General features: G+C 61.0%; 16 protein-coding genes and 1 pseudogene. 6 read left to right on the top strand and 11 right to left on the bottom strand.

Annotated features, from left to right (window positions below):
- Positions 1 to 35 precede the first annotated feature (35 nt).
- Together HX851_RS10550 and HX851_RS10545 are read left to right on the top strand one after the other, a co-directional pair.
- On the top strand, positions 36 to 1,229 hold the full coding sequence (locus HX851_RS10550; RefSeq protein WP_177065319.1) for an osmoprotectant NAGGN system M42 family peptidase: 1,194 nt from the start codon (positions 36 to 38) through the stop codon (positions 1,227 to 1,229).
- Positions 1,230 to 1,341: 112 nt separating this feature from the next.
- Complete coding sequence (locus HX851_RS10545; protein ID WP_010449781.1) at positions 1,342 to 1,569, top strand: YheU family protein; 228 nt, start codon at positions 1,342 to 1,344, stop codon at positions 1,567 to 1,569.
- A 2-nt stretch (positions 1,570 to 1,571) separates the two neighbouring features.
- Here the strand turns inward: HX851_RS10545 and csrA are convergent, their stop codons facing one another.
- The gene (gene csrA / locus HX851_RS10540; RefSeq protein ID WP_177056606.1) at positions 1,572 to 1,781 is read right to left on the bottom strand and encodes a carbon storage regulator CsrA; all 210 of its coding nucleotides are present in this window, start codon (positions 1,779 to 1,781) and stop codon (positions 1,572 to 1,574) included.
- A gap of 187 nt (positions 1,782 to 1,968) precedes the next feature.
- On the bottom strand, positions 1,969 to 2,784 hold the full coding sequence (locus HX851_RS10535) for an SDR family oxidoreductase (protein ID WP_177056607.1): 816 nt from the start codon (positions 2,782 to 2,784) through the stop codon (positions 1,969 to 1,971).
- Positions 2,785 to 3,115: 331 nt separating this feature from the next.
- On the opposite strand from HX851_RS10535, the gene HX851_RS10530 reads away from it, so the two are divergent.
- Positions 3,116 to 3,268 carry a DUF3309 family protein gene (locus tag HX851_RS10530; RefSeq protein WP_017129692.1) on the top strand — a complete coding sequence of 51 codons (153 nt, stop codon included), beginning with the start codon at positions 3,116 to 3,118 and terminating at the stop codon, positions 3,266 to 3,268.
- A gap of 112 nt (positions 3,269 to 3,380) precedes the next feature.
- On the opposite strand, the gene HX851_RS10525 is transcribed toward HX851_RS10530, so the two are convergent.
- The 5 genes from HX851_RS10525 to HX851_RS10505 form a co-directional block, all read right to left on the bottom strand.
- Positions 3,381 to 5,462 carry an LTA synthase family protein gene (locus HX851_RS10525; protein ID WP_177056608.1) on the bottom strand — a complete coding sequence of 694 codons (2,082 nt, stop codon included), beginning with the start codon at positions 5,460 to 5,462 and terminating at the stop codon, positions 3,381 to 3,383.
- 347 nt (positions 5,463 to 5,809) lie between these two features.
- Positions 5,810 to 6,001: a PLDc N-terminal domain-containing protein gene (locus HX851_RS10520; RefSeq protein WP_177056609.1), complete on the bottom strand. Its 192-nt coding sequence runs from the start codon at positions 5,999 to 6,001 to the stop codon at positions 5,810 to 5,812.
- A gap of 90 nt (positions 6,002 to 6,091) precedes the next feature.
- Positions 6,092 to 6,622, bottom strand: a complete 531-nt coding sequence (locus HX851_RS10515) for a hypothetical protein (RefSeq protein ID WP_177056610.1) — start codon at positions 6,620 to 6,622, stop codon at positions 6,092 to 6,094.
- Positions 6,623 to 6,717: 95 nt separating this feature from the next.
- Positions 6,718 to 7,236: an ankyrin repeat domain-containing protein gene (locus HX851_RS10510; protein WP_177065317.1), complete on the bottom strand. Its 519-nt coding sequence runs from the start codon at positions 7,234 to 7,236 to the stop codon at positions 6,718 to 6,720.
- A gap of 108 nt (positions 7,237 to 7,344) precedes the next feature.
- Positions 7,345 to 9,183, bottom strand: coding sequence for a long-chain-acyl-CoA synthetase (locus tag HX851_RS10505; protein WP_177065315.1), 1,839 nt, complete (start codon positions 9,181 to 9,183; stop codon positions 7,345 to 7,347).
- A 381-nt stretch (positions 9,184 to 9,564) separates the two neighbouring features.
- On the opposite strand from HX851_RS10505, the gene HX851_RS10500 reads away from it, so the two are divergent.
- Complete coding sequence (locus HX851_RS10500; RefSeq protein WP_017129698.1) at positions 9,565 to 9,837, top strand: DUF3509 domain-containing protein; 273 nt, start codon at positions 9,565 to 9,567, stop codon at positions 9,835 to 9,837.
- 100 nt (positions 9,838 to 9,937) lie between these two features.
- Here HX851_RS10500 and HX851_RS45340 read toward each other — a convergent pair.
- The 4 genes and pseudogenes from HX851_RS45340 to aroC form a co-directional block, all read right to left on the bottom strand.
- Positions 9,938 to 10,117 (bottom strand): annotated as a pseudogene (locus tag HX851_RS45340) (response regulator transcription factor); the annotation flags it as partial.
- Positions 10,118 to 10,534: 417 nt separating this feature from the next.
- Positions 10,535 to 11,080: a 1,2-dihydroxy-3-keto-5-methylthiopentene dioxygenase gene (locus tag HX851_RS10490; protein ID WP_177056614.1), complete on the bottom strand. Its 546-nt coding sequence runs from the start codon at positions 11,078 to 11,080 to the stop codon at positions 10,535 to 10,537.
- A 25-nt stretch (positions 11,081 to 11,105) separates the two neighbouring features.
- Positions 11,106 to 12,260: an MFS transporter gene (locus tag HX851_RS10485; protein WP_439899216.1), complete on the bottom strand. Its 1,155-nt coding sequence runs from the start codon at positions 12,258 to 12,260 to the stop codon at positions 11,106 to 11,108.
- Entirely contained in the window at positions 12,260 to 13,351 is a 1,092-nt protein-coding gene (gene aroC / locus HX851_RS10480; RefSeq protein ID WP_177056616.1) for a chorismate synthase, read from the bottom strand. The genes HX851_RS10485 and aroC overlap by 1 nt, the downstream gene beginning before the upstream one ends.
- Before the next feature lie 82 nt (positions 13,352 to 13,433).
- Between aroC and HX851_RS10475 the strand changes: the two genes are divergently transcribed.
- Both HX851_RS10475 and HX851_RS10470 read left to right on the top strand, forming a co-directional pair.
- Positions 13,434 to 14,435, top strand: coding sequence for an alpha/beta hydrolase (locus HX851_RS10475; protein WP_177065746.1), 1,002 nt, complete (start codon positions 13,434 to 13,436; stop codon positions 14,433 to 14,435).
- A gap of 99 nt (positions 14,436 to 14,534) precedes the next feature.
- Positions 14,535 to 15,326, top strand: a complete 792-nt coding sequence (locus HX851_RS10470; RefSeq protein WP_177056617.1) for a hypothetical protein — start codon at positions 14,535 to 14,537, stop codon at positions 15,324 to 15,326.
- The last annotated feature ends 120 nt before the right edge of the window (positions 15,327 to 15,446 follow it).

Raw genomic sequence — 15,446 nt, 5'->3', positions numbered from 1 at the left:
TTCCTGCAAGAATTCTCCTGCAACAAGGAGCAGCCATGAACACTAACATCGCGCAACCCGACCTCGACTACCTGCAACGGGTCCTTCTGGAAATGCTCGCCATTCCCAGCCCGACGGGGTTCACCGACACCATCGTGCGTTATGTCGCCGAACGCCTGGAAGAGCTGGGCATTCCCTTCGAACTGACCCGCCGCGGCACCATACGCGCCACCCTCAAGGGTCGTCAGAGCAGTCCCGATCGTGCCGTTTCAGCCCACCTCGATACCATCGGCGCCGCTGTACGGGCGATCAAGGACAACGGTCGCCTGACCCTGGCACCTGTCGGTTGCTGGTCGAGCCGCTTTGCCGAAGGCAGCCGGGTCAGCCTGTTCACCGACACCGGAGTGATCCGCGGCAGCGTATTGCCTCTGCTGGCCTCCGGCCACGCCTTCAACACGGCGGTGGATGAACTGCCAGTCAGTTGGGATCATGTCGAACTGCGCCTGGACGCCTACTGCACCACCCGCGCCGACTGCGACTCGCTGGGCATCAGCGTGGGCGATTTCGTCGCCTTCGACCCACTGCCGGAGTTCACCGACAGCGGGCATATCAGTGCCCGCCACCTCGACGACAAGGCCGGGGTAGCCGCCCTGCTCGCGGCGCTCAAGGCCATCGTCGAAAGTGATGCGCAGCCGCCGATCGACTGCCATCCGCTGTTCACCATTACCGAGGAAACCGGGAGCGGCACGGCGGCGGCCTTGCCCTGGGACGTCAGCGAATTCGTCGGCATCGACATCGCCCCGGTCGCGCCGGGCCAGCATTCGAACGAGCACGCGGTGAGCGTGGCGATGCAGGACTCCGGTGGTCCCTATGACTATCATCTGTCACGCCATCTGCTGAGCCTGGCGGCTGCTAACGAGCTGCCGGTGCGCCGCGACCTGTTTCGCTACTACTTCAGCGATGCCCATTCGGCCGCTACCGCGGGGCACGATAGTCGCATGGCGCTGCTGGCATTCGGTTGCGATGCCACCCATGGCTACGAGCGCACCCATATCGACAGCCTGGCGGCGTTGAGTCGCCTGCTCGGCGCCTATATGCTCAGCCCGCCGGTGTTCGCCAGCGATGCCCAGCCGGCCACCGGCTCCCTCGACCGTTTCAGCCACCAACTGGAACACGAGACCCAGATGGAAAGCGATACCCGGGTGCCGTCAGTGGACAGCCTGATCGGCCAGCGCAACCCGCTCGACTGAAGGTTTCCACGCCAGGCCCCGTCGCCCGCCGTTCCGGTTACCCGCTGCATTGCCGGTAGCCGGAGCCGGCCGGTGGCAGTAGCATGCCGCTGATTCCTGAAGAGAACTTTCCATGCTGATTCCCTACGACCAACTCGAACCCGACACCCTGACCCGATTGATCGAAGATTTCGTCAGCCGCGACGGCACCGACAACGGCGACGATACCCCCCAGGAAACCCGTGTTCTGCGAGTACGGCAGGCGCTGAGCAAAGGCCAGGCGGTGATTTTCTTCGACCTGGAAAGCCAGCAGTGCCAACTGTTGCCCAAGCACGCGGTGCCCAAGGAATTCTTCGACTGAGCTCAGGCCACCGGATCGCGGATGTCATGAGAGGGGACACCCGGCTCGACCTTTGTCAGGATTCGCCGGTAGATCTCGGCACGATGCACATTGACGTGTTTCGGTGCTTCCACACCAAAACGTACATGGTTGCCGTTGACGGCGAGAATTCGCACGGTGATGTTATCGCCGATGGAAATCATCTCGCCCACGACGCGGCTCAATACAAGCATGGCACTCATCCTCAAGGGTTTATGAGCGGCCAAGACTGCCCGGCCCGACCACGGCCTTCAATGCAGGCGCGGCAAATCAGCCCGCCCTTACCGACACGGCCGATTCGCCCTACAGAATCAGATTTCATACTTCTGCCAATCGGAACTTTCGCTGCGGCAATACCCGAGCGCAGCCCCGTTCGATAGCCTATTGCACCGACTGTCTGGCCTTGGCGCGCATCTTGTCGGCCATCACGGTCATTTCATCGTAGAGCAACTGCGGGTTCTTCTGCTTCAGGGCCCAGGCCATGCGCCCCTGTTCATGGGGCAGGATCATGAACTCACCCTGTGCGACATGCTGGTAGATATAGTCGGCGATATCGCTGGCGGTAATCGGCGAGCTTTCCAGCAACTTGCCGACCTGGGCCTTCATCGCCGGGGTCGGGCCACGGAACGAGTCCAGCAGGTTGGTCTGGAAGAACGACGGGCAGACCACGTGCACGCCGATTTCCTGCTGCGCCAGTTCGACCAGCAAGCTTTCCGACAAAGCCACCACACCCGCCTTGGCAACGTTGTAGTTGCTCATGGCCGGGCCCTGCATCAGCGCCGCCATGGACGCGATATTGATGATCTTGCCCTTGCTCTGCTCCAGCAGCGGCAGGAAGGCCTTGCAGCCCTTGACCACGCCCATCAGGTTGATCGCTATCTGCCATTCCCAATCTTCCAGGGACAATTCGCTGAAGAACCCACCGGAGGCCACGCCGGCATTGTTGACGATCACATCGATGCCGCCGAACTTGACCTCGCAGGCCTGGGCAAAGGCCGTCAACTGGCTGTAGTCACGCACATCGCAACGCTGGGTGAAGCCGTCACCGCCCGCCTCGCGCACCAACTTCAGGGTTTCTTGCAGGCCCGCCTCACTGACATCGGACAAGGCCAGCCGCCAGCCTTCGCGAGCCCAGCGCAGTGCGATTTCGCGGCCAAGGCCGGAGCCGGCGCCAGTGATCATGATGCGATTTTGCATAGGAGATGCCTTGTGCGTTCAGAAGAAGATGAGCCGCAGTGTAGCGAAGGAATATCGCCCGCCGATGCACCATCAGATTGCTGAATGCCCCAGGCAAAGTCACACCCGAGGGCGACTGCCGGCGTGCTGGCAAGTTCAACGGTAAAAACGGCTGGAGTGAATAAACGGCAATAATCAAAAGAAATAAAAGACTGAGCAAAATACCTTGATAAAAAACTGAATTTTCCACGCAGGGCCCGGGTCGGAAACTTTAAGCCGTTGGCTATTTAACGACTGAATCAAATGCTGAATCAAAGTCTGCAATGGCAGAACAACCGATAAGGAAAACGCCATGGGTACTATTCTGATCGTCATCCTGATACTGCTGCTGATTGGCGGCCTGCCAGTCTTTCCACACTCCAGAAGTTGGGGTTACGGCCCATCGGGCATTATCGGTACGGTGCTGGTCGTACTCTTGATTCTGCTGTTGCTTGGCAAGATATGAATGCGCCGTCCATTGACCCAGCCTTGATGGCGGTTACTCTTGATACCTGGCAATAAAAAACGCCCCGACAAGTCGGGGCGTTTTTCATGCGACGGATAATCCGTGCAAGACGTTACTTGGTCGGAGCAACACCCGCCGTGTTATCCAGCAGGCTCTTGGTCGCAGTCTGGATGAAAGAACCCAGCTTCTGCTTCAACTCGGCCTCGTCCGGCGAGTTGGGGATCACTTCGCCCCCCGGGTTGGCGCCCAACTGATAGCGCCAGACCTTGGCCGGCACATCCTTGGGCTGGACCAGGATGTGATCGCCATTGATGATCGCCACGGTCGGCTCGTTACCGGACGGCTTGATCATGCCGATGCCCTTGTCGCCTTCCGGCAGGTTGAGCAGGTCACGCCCCCAGCACTGCTGGCGGAACTCGCCGCCCAGGCGGCCCATGATGGTCGGCACGATATCGATCTGGGTGCCCACGGTGTCGCGACGCGCGCCGAACTTCTCCTGGATGCCCGGACCGATCAGCAGCAGCGGGACGTTGAAGCGACCCAGGTCCATTTCGGTGATCTGCTCATCGTTGCCAAAACCATGGTCACCCACCACTACGAACAGGGTTTCCTTGAAGTAGGGTTCCTTGCGGGCCTTCTCGAAGAACTGCCCCAGTGCCCAGTCGGCATAACGCATGGCCGTCAGGTGCTCATTGAGGGAACCACGGTCGGTCACCCGCTCGACCGGCAAGGGTGTCGGCAGCGCATACGGGGTGTGGTTGGACAGGGTCTGCAGCAGCGCGTAGAACGGCTTGCCGGCTTCACCACGGGTCTTGAGCTCTTCCAGACTGCGATCGAACATGTCCTGGTCGGAAACGCCCCAGGTCGGATCGGAGAACACCGGGTTGACGAAGTCGTTACGGCCGATAAAGGTAGTCATGCCCTGGCTGCCGAAGAAGCCCGACTGGTTGTCCCAGGCGAAGTCGCCGTTGTAGACATACACGTCGTCATACTTGCGAGCGCTGAGCAGTTGCGGCAGGCCCGACAGCTTGTGACTGCCCTCCGGCGTCTGCATCAGGTATTCGAAGCCCGGCAGGTTCGGGAAACAGGCCATGGTCGCGAACATGCCCTGGTGGGTATGGGTGCCATTGGAAAAGAAGCGATCGAACAACAGGCCTTCCTTCGACAACTTGTCAAAGTACGGGGTGATGTTGCCGGGACGACCCAGGGCGCCCACCGAGTGACCGGCGAAGCTTTCCATCAGGATCACCACCACGTTCTTGATCGGCAGGGTGTTCTGCGCCGGCGGCGTGGTGTCACGACGGATCGCGGCAATATCGCTTTCCACCAGTTTGTCATCGCCGGTCAGCAGCATGTCGCGCACGGTCTGCTGGGCAACAGGCTGCTGCAGGGTGGCCTTCCAGATATTGTCGCGATCATCGGACAAGCGACTCTGGGCCGCCGAGATCAGCGTCAACGAACCATTGAGGCCCAGTTGGTTGGCGAAGTTGGAGTTGGTGGTGTAGGCATCCCCCCAGCGCAGCGGCGGCCCCTGGCGCAGTGTGCCACGAGCCGCAACCACGCAGATCAGCAACAGCACCACGAACACTACTGCCCGGGCATACCATGGCGCGACCGCGCGTGCGCCGACGCTTGCGTTGAAGGTAGTGCGGGGACGGGTGATGCGATCGGCGCCCTTGAACAGCAGGCTCAACACCACGGTGCCCACGGCCCAGGCCAGCAGGTAGCGGACCACCGGAAAACCGTACCAGAGCATGCTCATGACGGTTTTCGGGTCTTCCTTCACGTACTGGAACACCAGGCCGTTGAGACGCTGGTGGAACTCGCGGTAGAAGTCCATCTCCATCAGCCCGCAGAACAGCGCCAGGCTCGACGCCGCCGTCAGCCAGAGGCGGAACAGGCCGCGAGCGGCCATCGCCCGGGCACTGAGGAAGGCCAGGGTCAATGGAATGCAGAGGTAGACCACGATGCGGATATCGAAACGCAGGCCGTTGCCGAACGCCTCGATGAAGGTCGAAGCCGGGGTGTCGAGAATCATCTCGCGGTTGTAGACCAGCAATGCAACCCGCAGCAGGGTGAACATCACCATCATGATCAATGCACACAACAGCGTGTAGGCCAGATGAGACTTAACTGTCGGTTGCAGCAGGCGCGTTGAGGGGCGCTGCTTGCTCAGGGCGTCCGGGTTTGCCATGTCGGTTTGGGACTCGTTGGATTCAAGTTGAAAAGTCGGGTTCAGCGGCGCCCAGCCCTTGATGAACCACAAGAGGGGCGCGAAGCCGGCAAATGTTGCACGATCATCGATGGTTTACCACCCATGCGTTGCCGGTCGCTGTTGAAATCTTTCCTCGCCCAAGCCGAAAACCGTTCTGAAACAGCGGATTGCAAGGAGCGAGAGGTCAATCATGCGCAGGAATTGTCTGCGACGGAATGTGAAAATTTCGTCTGGCGCATGTTTTGACACATAAAAAACCAGGACCTGCCGAAGCAGTATTCCCTGCTCCGGCAAGCGATCGTCACCTGTCGTGGTCGAGGCCCGGTCTAGAACCGCACATTGCCCCTGGGTCCGGCAATCGCCCAGATGATCAGGCCCAGCACCGGCAACAGGATGATCAGCAGTATCCAGAGGATTTTCATCCCGGTTTCAGCGCCGCTTTTCAGCACATTGATAATGGCCCAGATGTCCAGGGCTAGAATGATCAGGCCGACGAGGCCGTTGAAGGTTGAACCCATGGTGTTGCTCCCGAGTGAGGACTTGCCTTCCTTAGGATAGCCGGCCCGGACAGGGGTTCCGTTTATTCTGCGGCCTGGAGAACTCAGGGCTCAGACGTGCAAGGCGATCCGCAGGGCTTCCAGCGACGGGGCGGCGGCGATGCCGACCTGCTCGCACAACTCCAGTACCCGTGGCAGGTCGTTGCCGTAGACCAGGACTGCCTGCAATTCGTCATCCAGCGGCTGGCTGAAATCCATCAGGACGTAGCCGCCCATTTCCGGATTCATGCTGCCGAGCTGGATCTGGATGCGGTTGAGTGCCGTCAGCGCCTCGACCTTGGCCAGTTGCTTGGGCTTGATGTTGAACGGGACATCCTTGCCGAAGGAATCGACGATCTGCGCGAACAGATCCATATAGGTGTCTGCCTGGAACAGCACGGTTTCCGGCAGGCTGCCGACCACCACCCATTCACCCAGGGCAATCGGGAAGCTGTCGTCGTAGTTGATATCCGGATTGGCCGCCAGGAACCCCGCTGCGTCAGCGTAGGCCTGGGCCGCCTCGTCGGCGATCTGCTGGATCTCGGCCTCGCCCATGCAGCCGGAGCTGATTTTATTGATGAGTTCGATAAGGGCGGTTTTCATGACGGGATCCTGCGACCTGGGGCTGTTCGGGGTCGCGAAGGATAGCGCAAATGCCGCTGCGGCGCAGGCTCAAAGCCTGCGCCACGACACAAACCTCAGGCGCCGAGTCGTTGCAACTGGGCCACCGTATCAGCCGCGCCCATGGTATGGGCCGCCGCCAGCGCGGTGACGCCATTGGCGTCCCTGGCCTGAGGATCGGCGCCCTGGCCGAGCAGGTATTCGACAATGCCGGTGCGATTGAACATCGCCGCCATCATCAAGGCCGTACGACCGTCCGCCGAAGCACCTTCGACCTGGGCACCGCCTTCGATCAGCAGCTTGACCATCGGCAGGTCGCCCTTGAACGCAGCCCCGGCAATCGGGCTCTGGCCGTTGTCGTTACGGATTTCCGGATCGGCCTTGTGCTCGAGCAATACCCGTACGGCATCGACATGCCCGTGGTAACTGGCAAGCATCAACAGGGTATCGCCCTTGTGATTGCGCAGGTTTGCCGGCAGGCCCTTGCTCAACAGGGCTGCCAGCATGGCCGCATCGCCTTTGCGCGCCACGTCGAATACCTGTTCGGCAAACTCGGCGGCTTCTTCTTCGGTCATTTGTCGGGCTTGATCGGACATGCTGGACTCCCTGTGGCTCAACGAGAAACTGGATAACTGTTGGAGTGAGTTTCCCGAGCCTGGGTTTCCTTGTCATGCCTTATTTTTCAAGCGCTTCCATAGTCATAATCAATAACGGAACTTGCCAGCATGAATATCCTCATGCACTTCTCCCGTCACCTGTACATAGGTGTCGGACCCTGGCAGCCAGGCATAGATCGGATCCTCGCCGACTTTGCCGGGATCGAACGCTTCCTCCCTGAGCCGGCCCTTCTGGTACTTGAAGGTACCGGTGGTTTCCATCTTCAGTTTCACCCGCAGGAACAGCGGCACCGCATAGGCCGGCATCTGTTCACGGGCAAAATTCAGCAGTTCGGTGAAATCCAGGGTCGCCAGTGATTCGGCGGGGGTAATCGCGGCCATGCCGGCACGCCCGTTGGTATTGCTGATTTCCACTCCATAGGCCACTACTTCGGCGATATGCGGATGTTGCAGAAGGATGTTTTCCACTTCGGTGGTGGAGACGTTCTCGCCCTTCCACCGATAGGAATCCCCCAGGCGATCAACGAACTGGGCATGACCGAAGCCGATATCGCGCAACAGATCACCGGTGTTGAAATAGCGGTCACCTTTTTCGAAAACGTCGCACAGCACCACTTTCTGGGTCTTGGCCGATTCGGTATAACCGTCCAGCGGCGCCTTGTCATCGATCCTGGCCAGCAGCAGGCCCTGACCGCCCTTGGGCACCTTGCGCATGAAACCATCGGCATCGCGCAACGGCGTACCGCAATCCGGCGCGTACTCCACCAGGGCCCAGGACATCAGGGAAAAACCGATGGTGTTGTTGAAATTGAGCGCGTTGGTAAAACCGATATTGCCATCGCTGGCGGCATAGAACTCGCTGATGTGATCGATGTCGAAACGCTGCTTGAACTCACGCCAGACACCGGGCCGCAAGCCGTTGCCGATCATCTTGGCGACCTTGTTGCGCGCGTCCCCGGGGCTGGGCGGCTGGTCGAGCAGGTAGCGGCACAACTCCCCCACATAGCCCAGGGTCGTGGCATTGAAACGCCGCGCTTCGTCCCAGAACTGGCTGGCGCTGAACTTGCGACGGAAGGCGAACCCCGACGCCCCGGCAATCGCCGAGCCCCAGCACACGCACAGGCCAGTGGCGTGGTACAGCGGCAGCGTGCAATAGATGACGTCCTGCGGCCCCATGTCGAGGGCGATCAGGCCAAAACTGGCATAGGTCTTCATCCAGCGGCCATGGCGGAAAATCCCTGCCTTGGGCAGGCCGGTGGTGCCGGAGGTGTAGATGTAGAAGCACGGGTCATTGCTGAAGATCCGCTGGCTGCTGGCCGGATTGCCATCAGCCTCGCCGACGCTCGCGGCCATCAGGTTGTTCCAACCCGCCGGTGCCTCGCCGGGGTCGGCCAGAGTGTCCTGGTCCGCCACGAAATAATGCCGGGCCGGATCGATCGCCACTTGCTCGCGCACCGCCGCGTAAGCTTCCAGCAGTTCCGCGCCGACCACCATCGCCACCGGCGAGACCAGGGTAATGCTGTGGACCAGGGCATGCTGGGTCTGGGAGGTATTGAGCATGGCGCAGACGCCGCCGACCTTGGCCACCGCCAGTACCGTCGCCAGCAACTCGATGCGATTCTCGATCAGGATCCCTACCACATCGCCTTTGCCGATACCCTGGGCGATCAGGTAGTGGGCGATACGGTTGGCCCATTGATTGGCCTGTTGATACGTGAGGGTGCGGTTGCCGTACAGCAGCGCCGGCCCCGACGGGTTGCGCGCAACAGCCTGCTCGAAACTCCAGCCGAGCCCGCAAGGCTGGTCGGGTTTCTTCACATTGGACAGCTTGAGCCCGCGGATAACCCGCGGCAGGGCCTTGGCAACGGTGGGCAGCTTGCGGAGCATCATGCCCCAGGTGATCACGTCGTCTGTTCGAACGTTCATGGGTCGCATCCTGTCTTTTATTATTATCGAGCGAACGTCGCCTGGGAGGACAACCTCGCCAACCTTCCTTGTCACAACCGCAGGACTCGAGCAGTTCCTTGAGGCCTGCCTCAGCGCAAAAAATACGTCACCCCGCGCGAGGCTGTACACGAAGGTTTTGAAAAGTTTTGTATCCTCGATCACAGCTGCCGCACGCCTTGGCAAGCAATGGGCAAAATGCAGGATGCACGATGGCTATTCTTGCAATTTGCACGATCCCCTAAAGTTCAAATAAACATAAGCAATTGATTAATATGAGTTTTTAAAAACAAACATACTGGCACAATCACTGCACCTATCAGTCCATGCCTAGCCATTCATGAGCTGACGGAGCTGATCGACATGAACCTGATCCAGGAAAAATTCTCTTCTGTGTTCTCCAACTACGAAGTGACCACCCAACCGCGCCCTGACGGTGGTGTGTTACTGACCTTGCGTGGCAGTGATGGCAAGCAGGTCAAACGCTCGATTTCCTATGCCCAACTGCATACCGCGGAACAACTGACCTGGGTGATCAGCGCGATTCGTCGCGACCTGGCCGGCGAGGCCAGCGAACTGCCGTCGATTTCCCTGCTGCAGAGCCAGAACCGCTTTGCCCTGCCGACCTATCACTGAGGTCTCGGCAGAGGTTCAGCCGCGGGTGGTGATCATGGGGACCGGCGCTCCGACCTGCCACCCGCGGCCCATCCCCTTCAATCCCCGCGCTACAAAACCATTACACCAGGCCACGGTTGACCGCCTCGCCGACCGCATGCGCACGATTGCTCACCCCCAGCTTGTGATAGATGTTGCGCAAGTGAAACTTCACGGTGGCTTCCGACACATTGCGAATCACGCTGATTTCCCAGACCGTCTTGCCCGCCCTCGCCCACCGGAGTACTTCCAGTTCCTTTTCGCTCAGGGTCTTGGCTTTGGAGAGACGATTTCTCCTGGGTTTGTTCAAACCCGGCAGGAGCACCACCTGGACAACATCCTGTTTAAGCGGCTCCCCCAGATCCACCCTGTCGACCGGTCGGTGCCGGACCGTATGCCCGATAGCGGCACCCGGCATCTTGGGAATGCTCATGTCTGTTCCTCCCTGTGAATTTCAATAAGTCGCACGACCGCCGCCAGGGTTTTCCGGCAACAAATGAACAACTATCAAAAAACAGAGAGTTACACAGAAGCGGGATTTAACAACCAACTACAAACACAAACAGGGATGGCCGACATTTCAATAGGCAACGTCCTACAACTTGAAACATGCAACTCTGACTCAAGCTTTAATCGTTCCTGCCGGCCAACACTTGTTTAATGTCGCTTCCTTGTAGATTCAGTCGTCAAGACGCGGGAAGTGGCCGGCGATCTCTTCGCCGGTGAAACTGACTACTCGTCCTTCAGACTTGTCGAACAGGCGAATCGCCACGCAGCGCGGGTTCTCGCCCAGGTCGAACCAGTGACGTGTACCGGCCGGCAGCGAAACCAGATCGTTCCTCTCGCACAGCACGGCATAGACGTAGTCGCCGATATGCAGGCTGAGCAAGCCGCGACCGGCGACGAAGAAGCGCACTTCGTTGGCCGCATGATGTTGTTCATCGAAGAGTGCCGCACACAACTCGGCCTTCTGCGGATGGTCGTTGTCGAGGCTGATGACCTCGACGGCAACACCACCGCGCTCGCTCATCAGTTGGTCGATCTGCCCACGATAGGCAGCTATCACCTCCTCATGACTGGCACCGGCACGAACCGGTATCGCGGCTGACAACCGCTCGAAACGGACACCGTGGTCCGCCAGGGTCGAGGCAATATCGTCAACATGGGTCAGGACCTTGTTGGGAAGGTCCGGAGTGGCAACGGGGTAAACGGACAGGCTGCTCATGGGGCTCTCTTTCCTCGGGTCGGACTCAGGGCCGATCCTCTTGCATGCGTGTGGCAATGATAATCGCGGCGGCCAGGGCCGCCAGGCTGGCGATACTGAACGTCAGGGTCGGCCCCAGGGCATTCCAGCTGTAGCCGGCGTACAAGGCGCCCAAGGCTCCGCCGGTGCCGGACAGGGCCGCGTACAACGCCTGGCCCTGCCCTTGCTGGCGCGCACCGAAGCTACGCTGCACGAAATGGATGGCCGAGGCGTGAAAGCTGCCGAAGGTGGCGGCGTGCAACAGTTGCGCGAACAACAGCACCCACAGGTGCTCGGCGAACGAACCCAGCAGCAGCCAGCGCAAGGCCGCCAGGAGAAAACTGACCAGCAGCACCCGGCGCACGGAGAAGCGCGTGAGAATCCGGCTCATGGCCAGGAACATCAAGACTTCCGCCACCACGCCCAGGGCCCAGAGCAGGCCGATCAGGCCACGGCTGTAGCCGAGGCTCTCGAGGTGCAGGGTCAGGAAAGTGTAATAAGGGCCATGGCTCATCTGCATCAGCGCGACACAGCCATAGAACGCCAGCACCCCGGGACTGCGCAACTGCCTGAGAAAGCCCTCGCCCGCCGGCCGGTTGGCCTGGCTCAGCGGCTGGGCATTGGGCACCCAGACGCTGCTCAGGACGATACCGCTCATGATCACCACGATGGCCACCGGATAGATATCCAGGCTCAGCCACTCGAACAACCGCCCCAGAGCCACCACGGCGAGGATGAAACCGATCGAGCCCCACAGGCGGATCTGGCTGTAGCGCGCGGCCTGGCCTTGCAGGTGCGCCAGGGTGATGACTTCGAACTGCGGCAGCACCGCATGCCAGAAGAAGGCGTGCAGGGCCATCACCAGGGCCAGCCAGGCGTAGCTTTTGTCGAAGAAGATCAGCGAGAACGCCAACAGGGTGCAGACCGCACCGAAGCGCACGATCACCAGGCGGCGGCCGGTGTAGTCCCCCAGCCAGCCCCAGATGTTCGGCGCCACACAGCGCATCAGCATGGGAATGGCCACCAGTTCACCGATCCGCGCCGGGGCAAAACCCAGGTGATGGAAGTACAGCGCCAGGAACGGTGCCGTCGCCCCCAACAGGGCAAAGTAGAACAGGTAGAAGCCGGACAGCCGCCAGTAAGGGAGCGGCGCTCCCAACATTACAGCTGGCCCAGTACCGGGGTGCTCACGCGCACATCCGCATTCTGCCCGCGATGACGCAGCAGGTGATCCATCAGCACAATCGCCATCATCGCTTCAGCGATCGGCGTAGCACGGATGCCGACGCACGGGTCATGGCGGCCCTTGGTGATCACGTCCACCGGATTGCCATGGATATCGATGGAGCGGCCCGGCGTGGTGATGCTCGAGGTCGGCTTGAGCGCCAGGTGCGCAACAATCGGCTGCCCGGAGGAGATACCGCCGAGAATGCCGCCGGCATTGTTGCTGAGGAATCCTTGCGGGGTCATTTCGTCACGGTGCTCGGTGCCACGCTGGGCCACGCAGGCGAAACCGGCACCGATTTCCACGCCCTTGACCGCGTTGATGCTCATCAGGGCATGGGCCAGCTCGGCGTCGAGGCGGTCGAAGATCGGCTCGCCGAGACCCGGCATCACCCCTTCGGCGACCACGGTGATCTTCGCGCCGACCGAATCCTGGTCGCGACGCAACTGGTCCATGTAGGCTTCCAGCTCGGGCACCTTGTCCGGGTCCGGGCTGAAAAAGGCGTTCTGCTCCACCGAGTCCCAGGTCTTGAACGGGATTTCGATCGGGCCCAGCTGGCTCATGTAGCCGCGGATGACGATGCCCTGGCTCGCCAGGAATTTCTTCGCAATGGCACCGGCCGCCACGCGCATCGCGGTTTCCCGGGCCGAACTGCGGCCGCCGCCACGGTAGTCGCGTTCGCCGTACTTGTGGTGGTAGCTGTAATCGGCATGGGCCGGACGGAACAGGTCCTTGATCGCCGAGTAGTCCTTGGACTTCTGGTCGGTATTGCGGATCAGCAGGCCGATGGCACAGCCGGTGGTGCGGCCTTCGAAAACCCCCGAGAGGATCTCCACTTCGTCGGCTTCCTGACGCTGGGTGGTGTGCCGGCTGGTGCCGGGCTTGCGGCGGTCGAGGTCACGCTGCAGGTCCTCCAGGGACAGCTCCAGGCCCGGCGGGCAGCCATCGACAATGGCGACCAACGCCGGGCCATGGCTTTCGCCAGCGGTGGTGACAGTGAACAGCTTGCCGTAGGTATTGCCGGACATGCAGGGTGCTCCGCGAATCAGATCTAGATAACCGAGCGGCCCAGTATACGCAGGCTGTCCAAGTAGTTCATCCTCGAACCTTATCGACGGTTGCGAGTCCAACCGACACCCTGTCCATAATGGCTTGATGATGCTACGTGTTTTGCTCCTTACCTTGACCCTGTTCAGCGGTTTCACCCAGGCTGGCGTAGTGCTGCAACGCCCCATCAGCCTGGACACCGGCAGCGGCGAACTGTTCGGTTCTCTGCTGCTGCCCCAGTCCGCCAAGCCAGTACCGGTGGTGCTGATCGTGGCCGGCTCCGGCCCCACCGATCGCGACGGCAACAACCCGGACGGTGCGCGCAATGACAGCCTCAAGCGCCTGGCCTGGCTGCTGGCCAGGCACAATATCGCCAGCGTTCGCTACGACAAGCGCGGCGTGGCCGCGAGCCTGGCCGCCGCCCCCGATGAACGCAACCTGAGCATTGAAGGCTACGTCGCCGACACCGTGGCCTGGGGCGAGAAGCTCAAGGCCGACCCGCGCCTGGGACCACTGATCCTGCTCGGTCACAGCGAAGGTGCGTTGATCGCTGCCCTCGCCGCGCCGAAGCTGGATGCCGACGGAGTCATTTCCCTGGCCGGCAGCGGTCGCCCGGTCGACCAGGTGATCCGCCAGCAACTGGCCAACCGACTGCCACCGGCACTGATGCTGCGCAGCAACGAATTGCTCGACAGTCTCAAGGCCGGGCGTCCGGACAACGATATCCCGCTACCACTGGAACCGATCTTCCGCCCCAGCGTCCAGCCCTACCTGATCAGCCTGTTCCGCCAGGACCCGGCGGCAGCCTTCGGCAAACTGAAAATGCCGGCACTGATCATCCAGGGTCGCAACGATATCCAGGTCAGCATCGCCGACGCCCGGGACCTGCAGAAGGCCAAGCCGGATGCACAGTTGGTGCTGGTTGATGGCATGAATCACGTCCTGCGCATCGTGCCCGCCGATGTCCAGCGCCAACTGGCCTCCTACAATGACCCGCAACTGCCATTGGCCGCCGAGCTGGAAGGACGGATTACCGCCTTTATCGACGGACTTGCTCGCCATTGAGATGATTTTGCCCTCCAGTCCTGACAGAAACGGCCGATAAGGCCATTGCCGGTATCGATATTGTTGCCGGCAAGCTGGACACGGACAGGATCTCGCCGAATGACTGATACCCAAGCGTCACCCGAAAGCAACGCCGCAGCCGCCGAACCCGCGCCGGTGGATCTGCCGTGGGCGGATGTGCAGCCCGAGCACTTCAAGATGTTGCGTCTGGCGCCGCTGACCACTGACCGCGCCACCGGCGGACGGCCGCTGCGGTTTGTCCAGTTCGGCTATGCCGAGCGCAACAACAAGGAGCGCAGCCTGCTGCGCATGAGTATCCAGTTGCCGGCGCAACGGGTACGCAAGGAACAGAACCAGCTGGACATGTGGGTCGACCACACCACCAAGCGCGTGCACTTCGGGCCCGAGAGCGGCTTGCAGGTGGAGCCGTGGAACCGCGGCATCGGCCGCTTCCTGGTGGCCCAGGCCGCGATCTGGGCGCAGAAGAAATGGTCGCACTACCGGGTCGACGGCGCGGCCTTGCAGAACAAGGACGCGCTGAACGAAGACACCCGCCTGCGCCGCGATCACTTCCTGCGGGTGCAGGGTTTCGACGTGGTCTACGCCGATCCCCAACACCTCAAGGGTAGCTACAAGGACCTGCAGGTCGGCGAACTGCTGGCACAGTGGAATACCGAGAAGCTGCAATTCGTGGAAATTCTCGAAGCCGCGCAGATGCTGCAGAACGCCGAGCAGAACCTGATGGAGCAGGAAGTGAAGCTGCGCCAGCAGGAAGAACGGGTCAGCAAGTTCAAGCGCGAAGACAGCGGGCTGCGCTTCACCATCACCTGCCTGGTGGCCTTTGCAATGTTCCAGGCCGGGCTGTTGATCTGGATCGCCACGCACCGCTAGACAAGTTTTCCAGCGAACCCGTGGGAGCCGGCTTGCCGGCGATCCGCCGTAGGCGGCCATTCAATGAGATCAGCGGCGCCTGAAGCACCGCTATCGCCAGCAAGCCGGCTCCCACAAAGC

The organism is Pseudomonas gingeri, assembly GCF_013385635.1.
Taxonomy (GTDB): Bacteria; Pseudomonadota; Gammaproteobacteria; order Pseudomonadales; family Pseudomonadaceae; genus Aquipseudomonas; species Aquipseudomonas gingeri_A.
This window is presented reverse-complemented; position numbering and strand designations above follow the sequence as displayed.

What these genes read in the sequence shown, in the direction of transcription:
- HX851_RS10520 (WP_177056609.1), bottom strand. Translation starts at nt 6,001, where the DNA reads ATGGGTTCAACCTTCAACGGCCTCGTCGGCCTGATCATTCTAGCCCTG.
- HX851_RS10470 (WP_177056617.1), top strand. Translation starts at nt 14,535, where the DNA reads ATGACTGATACCCAAGCGTCACCCGAAAGCAACGCCGCAGCCGCCGAA.
- HX851_RS10500 (WP_017129698.1), top strand. Translation starts at nt 9,565, where the DNA reads ATGAACCTGATCCAGGAAAAATTCTCTTCTGTGTTCTCCAACTACGAA.
- HX851_RS10545 (WP_010449781.1), top strand. Translation starts at nt 1,342, where the DNA reads ATGCTGATTCCCTACGACCAACTCGAACCCGACACCCTGACCCGATTG.
- HX851_RS10525 (WP_177056608.1), bottom strand. Translation starts at nt 5,462, where the DNA reads ATGGCAAACCCGGACGCCCTGAGCAAGCAGCGCCCCTCAACGCGCCTG.
- aroC (WP_177056616.1), bottom strand. Translation starts at nt 13,351, where the DNA reads ATGTCCGGCAATACCTACGGCAAGCTGTTCACTGTCACCACCGCTGGC.
- HX851_RS10535 (WP_177056607.1), bottom strand. Translation starts at nt 2,784, where the DNA reads ATGCAAAATCGCATCATGATCACTGGCGCCGGCTCCGGCCTTGGCCGC.
- HX851_RS10490 (WP_177056614.1), bottom strand. Translation starts at nt 11,080, where the DNA reads ATGAGCAGCCTGTCCGTTTACCCCGTTGCCACTCCGGACCTTCCCAAC.
- HX851_RS10530 (WP_017129692.1), top strand. Translation starts at nt 3,116, where the DNA reads ATGGGTACTATTCTGATCGTCATCCTGATACTGCTGCTGATTGGCGGC.
- HX851_RS10510 (WP_177065317.1), bottom strand. Translation starts at nt 7,236, where the DNA reads ATGTCCGATCAAGCCCGACAAATGACCGAAGAAGAAGCCGCCGAGTTT.
- HX851_RS10505 (WP_177065315.1), bottom strand. Translation starts at nt 9,183, where the DNA reads ATGAACGTTCGAACAGACGACGTGATCACCTGGGGCATGATGCTCCGC.
- HX851_RS10485 (WP_439899216.1), bottom strand. Translation starts at nt 12,260, where the DNA reads ATGTTGGGAGCGCCGCTCCCTTACTGGCGGCTGTCCGGCTTCTACCTG.
- HX851_RS10550 (WP_177065319.1), top strand. Translation starts at nt 36, where the DNA reads ATGAACACTAACATCGCGCAACCCGACCTCGACTACCTGCAACGGGTC.
- csrA (WP_177056606.1), bottom strand. Translation starts at nt 1,781, where the DNA reads ATGCTTGTATTGAGCCGCGTCGTGGGCGAGATGATTTCCATCGGCGAT.
- HX851_RS10515 (WP_177056610.1), bottom strand. Translation starts at nt 6,622, where the DNA reads ATGAAAACCGCCCTTATCGAACTCATCAATAAAATCAGCTCCGGCTGC.